The following is a 13,599-nucleotide window of genomic DNA, read 5'->3' as shown; positions in this document are numbered from 1 at the left end:
CCGCGGCTAGCTCTTCTTGAACAGGAAGCGCCGCATGGAAACGTTGACCACGATGCCCACGAGGGTGAAGTTCACGATGGTGGCGCTCCCGCCGTAACTGATAAACGGCAGGGGGATGCCAACGACCGGCATGATGCCGAGCACCATACCCATGTTGATGAGGATTTGCCAGAAGAAATAGAAGAATACCCCGGCCGCCAGGTAGCTGCCGAAGCGGTCCTTGGCGTTGCGGGCCGTGACGAAGAACTGGAGCAAAAACAGGCAGAAAAGCGTCAGCAGGATGATGCCGCCCACAAAGCCCCACTCCTCGGCGAAAACGGCCACGGCGAAGTCGGTGTGCTTTTCCGGCAGGTAGCGCAACTGGCTTTGGGTGCCTTCCAGAAAGCCCTTGCCCCACATCTGTCCCGAGCCGATGGCGATCTGGGACTGGATGATGTGGTAGCCGGCACCCAGCGGATCGCGCTCGGGGTCGAACAGCGTCAGGATGCGCCCCTTCTGGTAGGGCTTGAGGAAGAACCAGCCGCAGGGGACGAGGATGGGGCCGGCGATGGCCAGGGTCTTGAAGACCGGCCCGGTCAGGCCCCGGTAGAGGATCAGGCCGCACACGAGGAGCAGGACGTTGAGCCCCGTGCCGAGGTCGGGCTCGACGATGATGAGCCCGGCCACGGGCAGGGAGACGGCCAATATGCCGGCCAGCTCCAGCCAGCCCAGGCGTTCCGAGCGCTTGGACAGGATCTTGGCCGCCAGCAGCAGCATGGCGATCTTGGCCAGCTCGCTGGGCTGGAAGGAATAGCCGGCGATGGGCAGCCAGCGCTTGGCCCCGGAAACGGTCTTGCCGAAAAGGAGCACCATGACCAAAAGCACGGCCACGCCGATGGTCAGCGGCCAGGCGATGGTGGCGAGGTGCTTGTAGTCGAACAGCACCATGCCGACCAGGCAGCACAGCCCGCCGAGGCCCCAGATGAGCTGCTTGTTGTAAAAGGGCTGCAGCGACAGTTCGTCGCCCATGCGAAAGCCGCTGGCCGAATAGAGGTTGAGGACACCCACGCCGAAGAGCAGCGCGGTCAGGCCCAGAAGCGGCCAGTTGATGCACAGGATCAGGCGTCTGTCGAAGGGCATGGGCTTCCCTGAAGGCTGCGGCTAGTCGCCGACATCGGCCGGCTCGGCGGCCGGTTCCCGGGCCGGGGCCCCGGCATGGACGGCCTTGCCCGGCGCCGGGCCGAACAGGTATTCGTAGACCTTGCGCACGATGGGCCCGGCGATCTCGCCGCCGTGGCCGCCGTGCTCCACCAGGCAGACCACCACGTAGGACTTGCCGTCCTTCTTGCCCCAGCTGGCCAGCCAGGCGTGGTCGCGCTGCTCGTAGGGCATGGCGTGGGCCTTGCGCCGCACGTCGGGGTTGATGAGCTTGACCACCTGGGCCGTGCCGGTCTTGCCGCCGAGCACGGCATCGGAGCGCAGCAGCGACTTGGCCGTGCCCTGCTCCACCGTGGCGACCATGGCGTCGAGGATGAGCTGGCGGTCGCCGTCCTTAAGCGGCAGCACGGCGTCGACCTTGGGCGGCTCGGTTTCCACCAGTTCCGGCTTCATGAGCTTGCCGCCGCCAACCAGGGCCGAGACGTAGCGGGCCACCTGCAGGGGCGAGGTCAGGACGTAGCCCTGGCCGATGGAGGCGATGACGGTCTCGCCCTTGGACCAGGCCGCGCCGAAGCGCTTGCGCTTCCACTCCTTGGACGGAATCAGCCCGGCCTTCTCGTGGGGCAGGTCGATGCCGGTGCGAACGCCGAAGCCGCTGGCCGTGGCGTACTCGGACAAGCGGTCGATGCCCATGCGATCGCCCAATTTGTAAAAATAGATGTCGCAGGAATGGACCAGGGCGCCGCGCAGGTCCAACGCGCCGTGGCCGCCCTTTTTCCAGTCGTGGAAATCGCGGTTGCCCACCTTGTAGACGCCCGGGCAGGACACGATGTCGCCGGGGCGGACAAATCCCTGGCTCAGGCCGGCCGCGGCCATGAGCAGCTTGAAGACCGAGCCCGGCGGGTAGACGCCCTGGGTCACCCGGTTCTGGATGGGGTGGCGGGGGTTGTCGCGCAGCTCCTTCCACTTGTCGGCCGGCACGCCCAGCACGAACATGTTGTTGTCGTAGCTGGGCTCGCTGACCATGGCCAGGATCTTGCCCGTGGTGGGCTCCATGACCACGATGGCCCCGGCCTGGCCTTCCATGAGGCGGGAGCACTCCCGCTGGAGGTTGACGTCGATGGCCAGGCGCACGTCGCCGCCGGCCCGGGGCGGCTCCAGGATCTGTTCGTTGTGCTGGCGGCCGAAGGCGTCGACCTCGACCTGCTTGCGGCCCTTGGCCCCGCGCAGCTCGTCCTCCAGGGCGTACTCCAGGCCCTGCTTGCCCACGGAATCGCCGAGCGAGAGTTCGGGCTTTTTCTCCAGCTCCTCCTCGTTGGCCTCGGCCACGTAGCCGAGCACGTGGGACATGAGTGCGCCGGTCGGGTAGGAGCGCTTCTGCCGGATGACGATCTCCAGGCCCGGATAGAGCATGGCGTTGGCCTCGATGCGGGCTAGGGACTCGTAGGGCAGGTCGGTGATGAGGGTGAGCGGCTCGAAGGGCTTGACCCGCTTCTTGCCGCGCCGGAAGGTCTCGAGCAGCTGGGCCTTGTCCACGCCCGTCCACTCGGAAACCTTGGCCAGGGTGGCGTCCACGTCGGCGCAGTCCTCGCGCACCAGGCCCAGGGCGAAGGAGGGCTCGGACACGGCCAGGGGCAGGCCGTTTTTGTCCACGATGCGGCCCCGGGCGGAATTGATGCGCACCTGGCGCAACTGGTTGTCCCGGGCCATGTCCGCGAACTTCGTGCCCTTGTGGACCTGCAGGTACCACAGGCGCAGGGTGAACAGGCAAAAAAGCCCGAGCACCAGGGCCTGGAGCAGGATCAGGCCCGAACGGGGGGCGTGTTGCTGGGGGGTTTCGCTGTCAAGCCGCATGGGCGCTGTCCGGCAGGTGATGGTGGAAAAGGTAGATCAGACCCCATTCGACGGGGAAAATCAAGGCTTGCCAGGCGCTCTCGGTGAGCAGCCGCTCCAGGGGCACGCTGCGGTCCTGGAGCAGGAGCATCACGGCGATGAGCAGGAAATGCATGGCGCCGAGGCTTGCGCCCAAAATGAACACGAACAGGAAGTTGCGGGCCTCGAACAGCCAGTGGCCGAAGAAATAGAGCCCGGCCAGGGTGCCGTACCACAGAAGCCCCGAGCCGAAGGCCAGGCTGCCGGTGCCTTCCTGCAAAAACAGCCAAATAAGCCCCAGCCAGACCGGCACCGTCCACTTCTCTTCCTGCATGGCCAGGATAAGGCCGGGCGCCAGAAAGTCCACCCCGGGAAACAGGCTCTCCAGCCACAGGCTGCACAAGGTGAACACCGTCCAGAAGACAATGCGGGCCGGTTTCATTGTCCCTCGGTCCGGGCCTGCTTCCGGCTTTTCTTGCGTTCGGCGCCGGGCTCCGTGGCGCCCTCGCGCTTTTGGCCGGCGGACACGGCCTCGCGTTTCTGGCCGGACGGGGCGGGCTGGGCGGACGGCCCGGCCTCGCGCCTAGCCCCGGCGGGCTGGGCCGCCACCGGGGCGGCCGGGCGCTGGGGCGGTTCCATGGCGGCCGGGGTCTTGGGAAACTTGCCGGGCTTGCCCGGGGCGCTGACCGGATCGGGGGCCGTGGCGTCGGCCGGCGGGGTCACGGGCACGGGTTCGCCCTTGAAAAGCAGGGCCACCTCTTCCAGGCGCAGGGGGCCAAACAGCGGCATGGCCCGGATGACCTGGAACAGGGACGAGCCCGAACGCCCGACGGACGTCACCCGGGCCACGGGCAAGCCCTTGGGGAAAATCTCCTCCACGCCGGAGGTGACCAGGATCTCCCCTTCCTCCACGGACACGCCCTGGGGCACGTATTGCAGGGACAGTTCGCGGTCCGGGCCCTCGCCCTTGAGGATGCCCTGGGCGCGGTTTTTCTGGGAGACCACCGGGATGCGGCTGTTGGGGTCGGTGATGAGCAGGACCGTGGCAGCGCTTGGCGAATAGCGCAGCACCCGGCCGACCACGCCCTCGGGCGAGACGACCGGCGTGTTGGTGGTCACCCCCGAGGCGCCGCCCTTGTCGATGACGAAGGTCTCCAGGGCGGCATTGGGGCCGAGGCGGTGGGTGATGACCCGGGTGCCCTGGCGCTTCCATTCCTCGGGCGGGGCGATGGACAACAGCTTGCGCAGGCGCTCCACTTCCGCGGCGTTTTCCCGAAGCTTCGTCAGCTCGTCTTTCGCGGTGTCTAGCTCCCGGCGCAACACATCGTTTTGCTCCCGGATGCCCACGAAATACAGATAGCGGTTCCAAAACGTCGAAACCTGTTCGCGCACCCATCTCCCCGGGGCCAGTGCCCACCTGGCGAACTCCAATCCGGTGTGGCTGGCCAGCGTGTCGACGTAGCCCGTCCGGATGTTCCAGGTGAAAAGGCCCAGATAAAGGAAAAGGACGATGAGCAGGCCGATCGCGATCCGCTGGGGGGACGGTTTAATCTATCGTGACCTCCTTCAGCACGTCCAGGTTGTCCAGGGCCCGGCCGGACCCCAGGACAACCGTCGAAAGGGGGTCCTCGACGACGGTGATGGGCAGCGAGGTTTCCTCGCGAAGGAGCTGGTCGAGCCCGCGCAAAAGCGCGCCGCCGCCGGTCAGCACGATGCCCCGGTCCACGATGTCCGCGGCCAGTTCCGGGGGGGTCTGCTCGAGGGCGATGCGCACGGCCTGCACGATGCTTTCCACCTGCTCCGAGATGGACTTCTGCACTTCCTCGGCGCTGATGGTGATGTTTTGGGGAATGCCGGTGACGAGGTCGCGGCCCTTGACCTCCATCTCGCCGTGGCTGGTCGAGTGGTGGGCCGAGCCGACCTGGATCTTGATCTGTTCGGCCGTGGATTCGCCGATGAGCATGTTGTACTTGCGCTTGACGTACTGCATGATGGCTTCGTCCATCTTGTCGCCGCCCACGCGCACGGATTTCGAATAGACCACGCCGGACAGGGAAATGACGGCCACTTCGGTGGTGCCGCCGCCGATGTCGACCACCATGTTGGAGGTCGGCTCGGTGATGGGCAAATTGGCGCCGATGGCGGCGGCCATAGGCTCCTCGATGAGGTAGACCTCGCGGGCGCCGGCGCTCTGGGCCGATTCCTTGACGGCGCGCTTCTCCACCTGGGTGATGCCCGTGGGCACGCAGATGATGATGCGCGGCCGCACCAGGCGCCGCGAATTGTGCACCTTGGAGATGAAGTGGCGCAGCATGGCCTCGGTCACCTCGAAGTCGGCAATCACACCGTCCTTCATGGGCCGAATCGCCACGATGTTGCCCGGGGTGCGCCCGAGCATCCGTTTGGCCTCAAGGCCCACGGACAGCACCTTGTTGCCGCCCCGGGGGTCCTTTTTAACGGCCACGACCGATGGTTCGGACAAGACGATGCCCTTGCCCTTGACGAACACCAAGGTGTTGGCCGTCCCCAGGTCGATGGCCAGATCGTTGGAGAAAAGGCCCAAAATCCTATCCAAAATCCTGGACATATCGCCTCGCTTGCCGCAAATTCGGCTCTCGTGAACTCGCAACCGGGCTGTGTTTGCCGATTCGTCCCGCGTTGTCAACGATTGATTTGCCACCCCGCCACAACGCCATGGACCCGCGCTATCTGACCCTGGCCACCGCCTTCCGCGCCCTGTTCGGCCGCCGGGCGAAAAAAATCCCCCTGGACGCGGGCAGCTCCTGCCCCAACCGCGACGGCACCCTGTCGCGGGGCGGCTGTCTTTTCTGTAACACGGTGGGATCGGGTACGGGCCTATACCATACGGGCTTCGGCCTCCGGGCGCAATGGGACCGTCTGACCCCGCCGGCCCGGCGGCGCGGCGAAGCGCTGGTCGCCTACCTGCAATCGTTTTCCAACACCTACGGCCCGGCGGCGCGCCTGGCCGCGCTCGTGGCCGAACTGGCCGCCCTGCCGGAGGTGGCCGGCATCCGCCTGGGCACCCGGTCGGATTGCCTGGACGCGGAAAAAATCGCCCTTTTCGCGGCCGCGCCCGTGGCCCACAGGCAGCTGGAACTGGGCCTGCAATCGGCCAGCGACGCGACGCTTGCCCGCTGCAACCGCGGCCACGACGCGGCCTGTTTCGCCCGCGCGGCCCACCTGGCCGCCGCGGCCGGCATCGGCGTCACCGCCCACCTCATGGCCGGGCTGCCGGGCGAGGAGGCCTCGGGCCTGCTGGCCAGCGTGGCCTTCATAAACGCCCTACCCATAACCGGCGTCAAGTTCCACAACACCCTGGTGGTGGCCGGCTCGGGCCTGGCGGCCCTGTACGCGTCCGGCGGCTACGCGCCCCTGGCCCGCGAGGCCTACGTCGCGGCCGTGGCCGAGGCCATCGCCCGGCTGCGGCCGGACATCGTGGTGGAGCGCATAAACGCCGACCCGGTTCCGGGCGAACTCGTGGCCCCGGCCTGGGCGGCGGACAAGCGCGGCCTGCTGGCCGATATTGCCGCCCGCCTCGACGCCCTGGACATCCGGCAGGGCTGCCGCTTTCGCCCCTGACGGGGCGGACGTAGCGCGGGCAGCGCGACGCCGGACCGGGCAGGCTGCCTCCCTGAAGACCGCCTGGGCACCCGATCCGTTCCATACGCCGGCCCGGGACGCAAGCTCGGACCGCATCCATTGACTTCGGGTTCTTTTTTTATATCTTTTAACATGGATTTTGATTTCGATCCGGAGAAGAGCCGCATCAACCAGGAAAAGCACGGCATCGACTTCCTCGCCGTGCAAGCGGTTTGGGACGATCCGGATCTGTTGCAAATCCCAGCGCGCACCGAGGACGAGCCCCGGTTCCTGGTCATCGGCCGGCTGGCCGGAAAACATTGGTCCGTGGTGATCACCTTTCGTGGCGACACGGTGCGCCTCATTTCGGCCAGGCGCTCCCGGAAAAACGAGGTGCTCTTGTATGAAAGCTAAGGAATTCGACGCCGCCTTCGACAGCGGCGAAGACGTGCTGGCCCATCTGGACCTCGACGGCGCCGTGCGCCGCAACCAGCAAGTCCGGCGCGTCAACGTCGATTTTCCCCTGTGGATGGTCCAGGAACTCGACCGGCGGGCCAGGCGGCTGGGCCTTACCCGGCAATCCCTCCTCAAGGTTTATATCGCCGCCTCCCTCAAGGACCAGGGCGAAACCACCCTTCCCCCGCTCTAGGGTCGCACCCTCGGGGCACTCCACGGCCTTTTCGACGAACAGCTTCAAAATATTTAACATTTCTAGCGACATTCGCTTCCTCGAGGGACATTCCCTGCGCCCTTGCGGCCGGCTGCCAGCCGGGCAAACGCCCCTGGCAAGCCGGGCCGAAACGGCGTAGGTTCCCCCTCGTCCGCCCATGGCCCCTTCCCGGCCGGGGCGGACGGCGGCATCCGCTTTCCCCGTCCGTTCCACCGGGCCCCTTCCCAGGCCCACGGAGGCACGCCATGACCACGCGAACCGAAACCTGCCTGGCCGGGCCGCTGGCCCTGACCATCCGCTGGCAAGGCAGCGAAGTCGCCAGCATGTCCCTGGCCTGGTCCAAGGGCAAGACACGGCACCTGGTCACCGAGGCCGGCGAGGCCGTGCAGGCCGCCCTGGAGCGCTACGTGGCCGGCGAGGAGCCGGACTGGCCCGCCCTGCCGTGGCGCCTGGAGGGCCTGTCGGACTTTGCCCGGCAGGTGCTGGGGGAGCTTTCCCGGGTGCCCCGGGGGCAGATGGTCAGCTACGGCTGGCTGGCGGCCAAGGCCGGCCGGCCCAAAGCGGCCCGGGCCGTGGGCCGGGTCATGGCCCAAAACCCCTTCCCCATGCTTTTCCCCTGCCACCGGGTGGTCGGGGCCAGCGGGGCGCTGACGGGATTCGGCCCGGGGCTCGACATGAAACGCTACCTGCTGGAGCGCGAAGGCGCCCTGCACCGCAAGACCTGAAAGGATCGGCCACGCGATGTTTACCGGACTGGTGATGGGACTGGGGCGCATCGAGGAAGTGCGCGCGCGCGGCGGGGAAACCCGTTTGCGCCTCAAGGCGCTTTTCGACCTCGACAATATTGTTCTTGGCGAGTCCATCGCCGTTAACGGCGCCTGCCTGACCGTGGAAACGGCCGGGGACCGGGAATTCACCGCCTACGCCTCGGCCGAGACCCTGTCCAAGACCGGGCTTGGCGCGCTCAATAAAGGCAGCCTGGTCAACCTGGAGCGGGCCCTGGCCCTGGGCGACCGCCTGGGCGGCCATCTGGTCGCCGGCCACGTGGACTGCCAGGCGAAAATCGAGTCCGTGACGCCGGTCGGCCAGTCCAGCCAATACCGGCTGACCTTTCCCGAGGAATTTTCCATTTATGTCGTGCCCAAGGGCTCGGTGGCCCTGGACGGGGTGAGCCTCACGGTCAACGCCTGCGGCGAAGGGTTTCTCACGGTCAACATCATCCCCTCGACCCTGGGCGCCACCACCATCGGCTCCTGGAAGCCCGGGGTTTCGGTCAACATGGAGACGGACATGCTCGGCAAGTACGTGCTGCGCATGCTCGGCCCCTGGAAGGCCGCCGGCGGCGGGGCCGAGGCGCGCATCACGGAAAGTTTTTTGCGCGAACACGGCTTCTAGCCGCGCCTTTTCACCACTGCGCCCATAGCCGTCGCGAGGCCCCTCCCCGGACAGTGGGGCGACGAGCCGGCCTGCGAATCACATTTCCCCGCAACACCCGCCGCCGCCCGGCGGCCCCGGGCGGCGGCGTGGCGGTCGGCCCGGCCTACCAGGCCACGGGCTTGGGGTTGATGTCGTCTGAGCCCATCTGGTGCCAGTAGGGATAGGCGGGGGTGCGGCGGCTGACGGCGTCCAGGCGGCCGATCTGCTCCGGGGACAGGCGCAGCTCCACGGCGCCGAGGTTTTGCCGCAACTGCTCCTCGTTGCGCGCGCCGACCACGAGATTGCACACCGTGGGCCGGGTCAGCAGCCAGGCCAGGGCGACCTGGGCCACAGTGCCGCCCGTCTCCCCGGCCACGACGTCCAGCACGTCCACCACGTCGTAGAGGAAGGCGTCGTCCACGGGCGGCCCCTTTTCGGCCCCGCCCGCCTTGATGCGGCCCTCGCCCATGGGCTGGCCCCGGCGGATCTTGCCGGTCAGCCGCCCCCAGCCCAGCGGGCTCCAGACCATGAGCCCCACGCCCTGGTCGAGGCCCAGCGGCATGAGCTCCCACTCGTAGTCCCGGCCGAGGAGCGAATAGTTGCCCTGGTAGGCGACGTAGCGGCCCAGGCCGTATTTCTCGGACACGGCCAGGGACTTCATGACCTGCCAGCCCGAGAAGTTGGAACAGCCGATGTAGCGGATCTTGCCGGCCCGGATCAGGTCGTCGAGGGTGCGCAGGGTCTCCTCCACCGGGGTGCGGCCGTCGAAGCCGTGCATGAAATAGACGTCGATGTAATCCGTGCCCAGGCGCCGCAGGCTGTCCTCGCAGGCCCGCAGCAGGTGGTGGCGCGACGAGCCTCGGTCGTTTGGCCCCTCGCCCATGGGGAAGGTGGCCTTGGTGGCGACGAGCGCCTTGTCGCGCCGGCCGGCCAGGGCCTGGCCCAGGATCGTTTCGGCCGCGCCTTCGGAATAGATGTCGGCCGTGTCGAAGAAGTTGACGCCCGACTCCAGGCAGATGTCCACCAGCCGGGTGGCCTGGGCGGCGTCGGTCTCCCCCCAGCGCTTGAAGAAGGCGTTGCTGCCGCCGAAGGTGCCCGTGCCGAAGCTCAGGACCGGGACATGCAGCCCCGATCGCCCGAATTGCCGGTTTTCCATGCGCTACTCCTTTTCATGGCTCCCCGTGCTCGTCGCCCCGGCCGCATCGGCCCGCCGAACAGGCCGCCGGGCCGGGGCCACGGGGATTGCCCGGACCATAACGCGGCCGACCGGCCAAGGCCAGCCCGGCGGAGGCTTTTCGCGCTTCACGACCGGGCGGCGCCGCGCACCTCCACGGCCAGGGCGCCAAGGCCACGGGCCAGGCCCAGGGCGTGGACCCGGGCCGGTCGGCTGCCAGGGCCGACGGAAACCCCACGCCGATGACGACGATGGCCGCAACGCCCGGCGATTGACGGCCCGGTGACAAGGCGGCTAGTCCTTGGCCATGACAGGCCGCGACCCGCGCCCCCTGGCCGGGGCATGCCTTTTCCTTGTCTGCCTCGTTGCCTGGGCCGCGCTCGCCCCCGGGGCCTGGGCCCTGGACACCGGCCGGGACATCCCCGGCATCCTGCGGCCGGTGCGCGTCGGCGGCGACCGGGACTACCCGCCCTACGAATTCCTGGACAAGGACGGCCAGCCGGCCGGCTTCAACGTCGACCTGACCCGGGCCATTTGCGAAGCCATGGGCATGCAGGTGGAATTTCGCCTCGGCGCCTGGGCCGGCGAACGCAAGGCCCTCATGGACGGCGAACTGGATATCCTCCAGGGCATGACCTATTCCGACGAACGGGCGCAAATCCTCGATTTCGCGCCCCACACCATCGTCAACCACGCCATCTTCGCCCGCCGCGACAGCCTGCCCGTGGCCAACCTGGACGAGCTGGCCGGCAAGAAGGTCATCGTGCACCGCGCGGGCTACATGCACGACACCTTGGCCGGCCGGGGCTTCGAAAAGGACCTCGTCTTCTCCGAAACCCCGGCCGACGGGCTGCGGCTGCTGGCCTCGGGCCAGGGCGACTACGCCGTGGTGGCCATGCTGCCGGGCAGCTACATCATGCGCGAAAACAGGCTCGACAACATCCAGCCCGTGGCACGGTCCGTGGCCACCGTGCGCTACGGCTACGCCGTCAAAAAGGGCAACGAGGCCCTGCTCGCCCGCTTCAGCGAAGGCCTGGCCATCCTGCGCGAGACCGGCCGCTACCAGGCCATCCACGACAAGTGGCTGGGCGTGCTGGAAAACGGCAAGCTCAAATGGGAGGTCATCGGCCTGTACGTGGGGGCGATCGTCACGCCGCTTCTGGCCCTGCTCGGCGGCTCCATGCTCTGGACGCATTTTCTGCGCAAGCAGGTGGCCCAGCGCACCCGCTCCCTGAGCCAAGCCCTGGACGAGCTGTCCCGCAACCAGCGCCAGCTGGTCCAGGCCGACAAGATGGCGGCCCTTGGCATCCTGGTTTCCGGCGTGGCCCACGAGATCAACAACCCCAACGGGCTGATCCTTCTAAACCTCCCCATCCTGCGCAAGGTCCAGGCCGACGTGACCCGGCTGCTGGACGCCTGCCAGGCCCGCGAAGGGGAGTTCACCCTGGGCGGCATCGCCTACGCCCGCATGCGCGAGGAGATCCCCCGCATGCTCGAGGAGATGCAGGACGGGGCCACGCGCATCAAACGCATCGTCAACGACCTCAAGGACTTCGCCCGGCGCGAGGAAGGCGCCGCCAAGGCGCTCATCGACGTAAGCGACGCCTCGCGCAAGGCCGTGCGCCTGGTCGAGGCCACCATCCGCAAGCACACCAGCCACTTTTCCACGCGCTACGAGGAGGACCTGCCCCTGGTCTGGGGCAATTCCCAGCGTATCGAGCAGGTCATCATCAACCTGATCCTAAACGCCTGCCAGGCCCTGCCGGACAAGGCCCGGGCCATCGAGGTCACCACCCGCCACGACGACGCCGCCGGCAAGGTCATCCTGTGCGTGCGCGACGAGGGCACGGGCATCGCCCCGCAGCACCTGCCCCACCTGACCGACCCGTTTTTCACCACCAAGCGCGAAACCGGCGGCACGGGCCTGGGCCTGTCCGTTTCCGCCGGCATCCTCAAGGAACACGGCGGCGGCCTCACGTTCGATTCGGCCCCCGGCCGGGGGACCATCGCCTGCCTGGAACTGCCCGTGCCCAAGGAGGAACCGCCGTCGTGACCGCCACCCCCTCCCCGGCCTTCGGCATCCTGCTCGTGGACGACGAGCCGGCCTGGCTGCGTTCCCTGTCCCTGACCCTGGAATCCGCGGCCGGCATCACCAACACCTTCCTGTGCCAGGAAAGCCGCGACGTCCTGCCGCTTCTGGAAAAAGGCGGCATCAGCCTCGTGCTCCTCGACCTGACCATGCCGGGCCTGTCCGGCGAGGAGCTGCTGGCCGCCATCGGCGAGCGCCACCCCGACGTGGCCTGCATCATCGTCAGCGGCGTCAACCAGCTGGACACGGCCGTGCGCTGCATGAAGCTCGGGGCCTTCGACTACTACGTCAAGACCGACGAGGAGGACCGCATCGTCAGCGGGGTGGCCCGGGCCATCCGCATGCTGGAACTGCGCGACGAGAACCGGGCCGTCAAAAGCCGGCTGGTGGCCGGCGGCCCGGCCCATCCCGAGGCCTTCGCCGGCCTGGTCACCCGCTCGCGGGCCATGCTGTCGGTGTTCGCCTATGTCGAGGCCGTGGCCAAAAGCCCCCAGCCCCTGCTGGTGACCGGCGAATCGGGCGTGGGCAAGGAGAACCTGGTGCGGGCCGCCCATGCCGTCAGCGCCCGGCCCGGGCCGCTTGTGTCCGTCAACGTGGCCGGGCTCGACGACGCGGTCTTCGCCGACACGCTGTTCGGCCACGTCCGGGGCGCCTACACAGGGGCCGAGGCCGCCCGCCGGGGCATGATCGAGGAGGCCGCCGGCGGCACGCTGTTCCTCGACGAAATCGGCGACCTGGCCATCGCCTCCCAGGTGAAGCTGCTGCGCCTGCTCCAGGAGGGGGAATATTTCGCCCTGGGCAGCGACCAGCCCAAGCGGCTGCGGGCCCGGGTCATCGTGGCCACCCACCGCGACCTGGCCGCCGACGAGGCCGCGGGCAGGTTCCGGCGCGACCTCTATTTCCGGCTGCGCACCCACCATGTCCACATCCCGGCCCTGCGGGAACGCAAGGAGGACATCGAGCCGCTTACGCGCCATTTCCTGGCCGAGGCCGCCGCGGCCATGGGCAAGCCCACGCCCACGCCGCCGCCGCAGCTGGCCGCCTGCCTGGCCGCCTATCCCTTCCCCGGCAACATCCGGGAGTTGCGGGCCATGGTCTTCGACGCCGTGAGCCTGCACACCGGGCGCATGCTGTCCATGCAAAGCTTTCTTACGGCCATGGGCCGGGCCAAGCCCTGCCCGGCCGCGCCGCCGCCCAACCCCTTCGCCCCCTTCGAGCGGCTGCCCACCTTCGCCGAGGCGGCCCGGTTTTTGGTGGACGAGGCCCTGGCCCGCTCGGGCGGCAACCAGACCCTGGCCGCCCGGCTGCTCGGCATCTCCCAGCCGGCGCTGAGCAAACGCCTCAAGCACGCCGCCGCCGGCAACCCCCATAACCCGGGGAATGGCCATAACCAGGGGTTATAAGCGCCAACACCCCAGCATGAAAGACTTTTCAGCCTCTTTTGCGGCCGGCCCCCATAACCCGGGTTATGGGGGCTGGCCGCCAACAACCCGGCCGATTCATTTTTTCGAAAAATATCGAACAGTTCGCGCCGTCACTTTTCCGGCACACATTCTGCTCCCTGTCGGCACACAGGCGGTTGCGCCAGGCGCCCGGCCCGGGCCGGTTCCGGAAACGCTCCGGGCCGGGCCGGCGGCGTCC

General features: G+C 68.0%; 13 protein-coding genes. 7 read left to right on the top strand and 6 right to left on the bottom strand.

Going from position 1 to position 13,599, the window contains the following annotated elements; genetic code table 11:
* Nucleotides 1-6: 6 nt before the first annotated feature.
* From rodA to ACP59X_RS02885, 5 genes are all read right to left on the bottom strand, one after another.
* Complete coding sequence (rodA, locus tag ACP59X_RS02905; protein ID WP_428564815.1) at nt 7-1,119, bottom strand: rod shape-determining protein RodA; 1,113 nt, start codon at nt 1,117-1,119, stop codon at nt 7-9.
* A gap of 21 nt (nt 1,120-1,140) precedes the next feature.
* A complete protein-coding gene (gene mrdA, locus ACP59X_RS02900; protein ID WP_428564812.1) occupies nt 1,141-2,991 on the bottom strand; it encodes a penicillin-binding protein 2 in 1,851 nt (616 codons plus the stop codon).
* On the bottom strand, nt 2,981-3,451 hold the full coding sequence (locus ACP59X_RS02895) for a hypothetical protein (protein WP_428564809.1): 471 nt from the start codon (nt 3,449-3,451) through the stop codon (nt 2,981-2,983). Before ACP59X_RS02895 ends, mrdA begins: the two co-directional genes overlap by 11 nt.
* On the bottom strand, nt 3,448-4,401 hold the full coding sequence (gene mreC, locus ACP59X_RS02890) for a rod shape-determining protein MreC (RefSeq protein WP_428564806.1): 954 nt from the start codon (nt 4,399-4,401) through the stop codon (nt 3,448-3,450). Before mreC ends, ACP59X_RS02895 begins: the two co-directional genes overlap by 4 nt.
* A 154-nt stretch (nt 4,402-4,555) precedes the next feature.
* Nucleotides 4,556-5,596, bottom strand: a complete 1,041-nt coding sequence (locus tag ACP59X_RS02885; RefSeq protein ID WP_428564804.1) for a rod shape-determining protein — start codon at nt 5,594-5,596, stop codon at nt 4,556-4,558.
* An 86-nt stretch (nt 5,597-5,682) separates the two neighbouring features.
* Here ACP59X_RS02885 and mnmL point away from each other — a divergent pair, with 86 nt between their 5' ends.
* From mnmL to ACP59X_RS02860, 5 genes are all read left to right on the top strand, one after another.
* Nucleotides 5,683-6,609: a tRNA modification radical SAM protein MnmL/YtqA gene (mnmL, locus tag ACP59X_RS02880; protein WP_428564801.1), complete on the top strand. Its 927-nt coding sequence runs from the start codon at nt 5,683-5,685 to the stop codon at nt 6,607-6,609.
* A gap of 153 nt (nt 6,610-6,762) precedes the next feature.
* Nucleotides 6,763-7,023, top strand: coding sequence for a BrnT family toxin (locus tag ACP59X_RS02875; protein WP_428564798.1), 261 nt, complete (start codon nt 6,763-6,765; stop codon nt 7,021-7,023).
* Nucleotides 7,013-7,258, top strand: coding sequence for a type II toxin-antitoxin system BrnA family antitoxin (gene brnA, locus ACP59X_RS02870; RefSeq protein WP_428564795.1), 246 nt, complete (start codon nt 7,013-7,015; stop codon nt 7,256-7,258). Before ACP59X_RS02875 ends, brnA begins: the two co-directional genes overlap by 11 nt.
* Before the next feature lie 266 nt (nt 7,259-7,524).
* Complete coding sequence (locus ACP59X_RS02865) at nt 7,525-8,004, top strand: methylated-DNA--[protein]-cysteine S-methyltransferase (protein WP_428564792.1); 480 nt, start codon at nt 7,525-7,527, stop codon at nt 8,002-8,004.
* Nucleotides 8,005-8,020: 16 nt separating this feature from the next.
* Nucleotides 8,021-8,674, top strand: a complete 654-nt coding sequence (locus ACP59X_RS02860; protein WP_428564789.1) for a riboflavin synthase — start codon at nt 8,021-8,023, stop codon at nt 8,672-8,674.
* Nucleotides 8,675-8,819: 145 nt separating this feature from the next.
* Here ACP59X_RS02860 and ACP59X_RS02855 read toward each other — a convergent pair whose 3' ends face one another.
* Complete coding sequence (locus ACP59X_RS02855; protein ID WP_428564786.1) at nt 8,820-9,851, bottom strand: aldo/keto reductase; 1,032 nt, start codon at nt 9,849-9,851, stop codon at nt 8,820-8,822.
* A gap of 325 nt (nt 9,852-10,176) precedes the next feature.
* Between ACP59X_RS02855 and ACP59X_RS02850 the strand changes: the two genes are divergently transcribed.
* The gene (locus tag ACP59X_RS02850) at nt 10,177-11,922 is read left to right on the top strand and encodes a transporter substrate-binding domain-containing protein (protein WP_428569794.1); all 1,746 of its coding nucleotides are present in this window, start codon (nt 10,177-10,179) and stop codon (nt 11,920-11,922) included.
* Nucleotides 11,919-13,361, top strand: a complete 1,443-nt coding sequence (locus tag ACP59X_RS02845; protein ID WP_428564783.1) for a sigma-54-dependent transcriptional regulator — start codon at nt 11,919-11,921, stop codon at nt 13,359-13,361. The genes ACP59X_RS02850 and ACP59X_RS02845 overlap by 4 nt, the downstream gene beginning before the upstream one ends.
* The last annotated feature ends 238 nt before the right edge of the window (nt 13,362-13,599 follow it).

This window comes from Solidesulfovibrio sp. DCME, assembly GCF_049995385.1.
Lineage (GTDB): Bacteria > Desulfobacterota > Desulfovibrionia > Desulfovibrionales > Desulfovibrionaceae > Solidesulfovibrio.
This window is presented reverse-complemented; position numbering and strand designations above follow the sequence as displayed.

What these genes read in the sequence shown, in the direction of transcription:
- mrdA (WP_428564812.1), bottom strand. Translation starts at nt 2,991, where the DNA reads ATGCGGCTTGACAGCGAAACCCCCCAGCAACACGCCCCCCGTTCGGGC.
- ACP59X_RS02865 (WP_428564792.1), top strand. Translation starts at nt 7,525, where the DNA reads ATGACCACGCGAACCGAAACCTGCCTGGCCGGGCCGCTGGCCCTGACC.
- ACP59X_RS02885 (WP_428564804.1), bottom strand. Translation starts at nt 5,596, where the DNA reads ATGTCCAGGATTTTGGATAGGATTTTGGGCCTTTTCTCCAACGATCTG.
- ACP59X_RS02850 (WP_428569794.1), top strand. Translation starts at nt 10,177, where the DNA reads ATGACAGGCCGCGACCCGCGCCCCCTGGCCGGGGCATGCCTTTTCCTT.
- ACP59X_RS02860 (WP_428564789.1), top strand. Translation starts at nt 8,021, where the DNA reads ATGTTTACCGGACTGGTGATGGGACTGGGGCGCATCGAGGAAGTGCGC.
- ACP59X_RS02895 (WP_428564809.1), bottom strand. Translation starts at nt 3,451, where the DNA reads ATGAAACCGGCCCGCATTGTCTTCTGGACGGTGTTCACCTTGTGCAGC.
- ACP59X_RS02855 (WP_428564786.1), bottom strand. Translation starts at nt 9,851, where the DNA reads ATGGAAAACCGGCAATTCGGGCGATCGGGGCTGCATGTCCCGGTCCTG.
- rodA (WP_428564815.1), bottom strand. Translation starts at nt 1,119, where the DNA reads ATGCCCTTCGACAGACGCCTGATCCTGTGCATCAACTGGCCGCTTCTG.
- ACP59X_RS02875 (WP_428564798.1), top strand. Translation starts at nt 6,763, where the DNA reads ATGGATTTTGATTTCGATCCGGAGAAGAGCCGCATCAACCAGGAAAAG.
- brnA (WP_428564795.1), top strand. Translation starts at nt 7,013, where the DNA reads ATGAAAGCTAAGGAATTCGACGCCGCCTTCGACAGCGGCGAAGACGTG.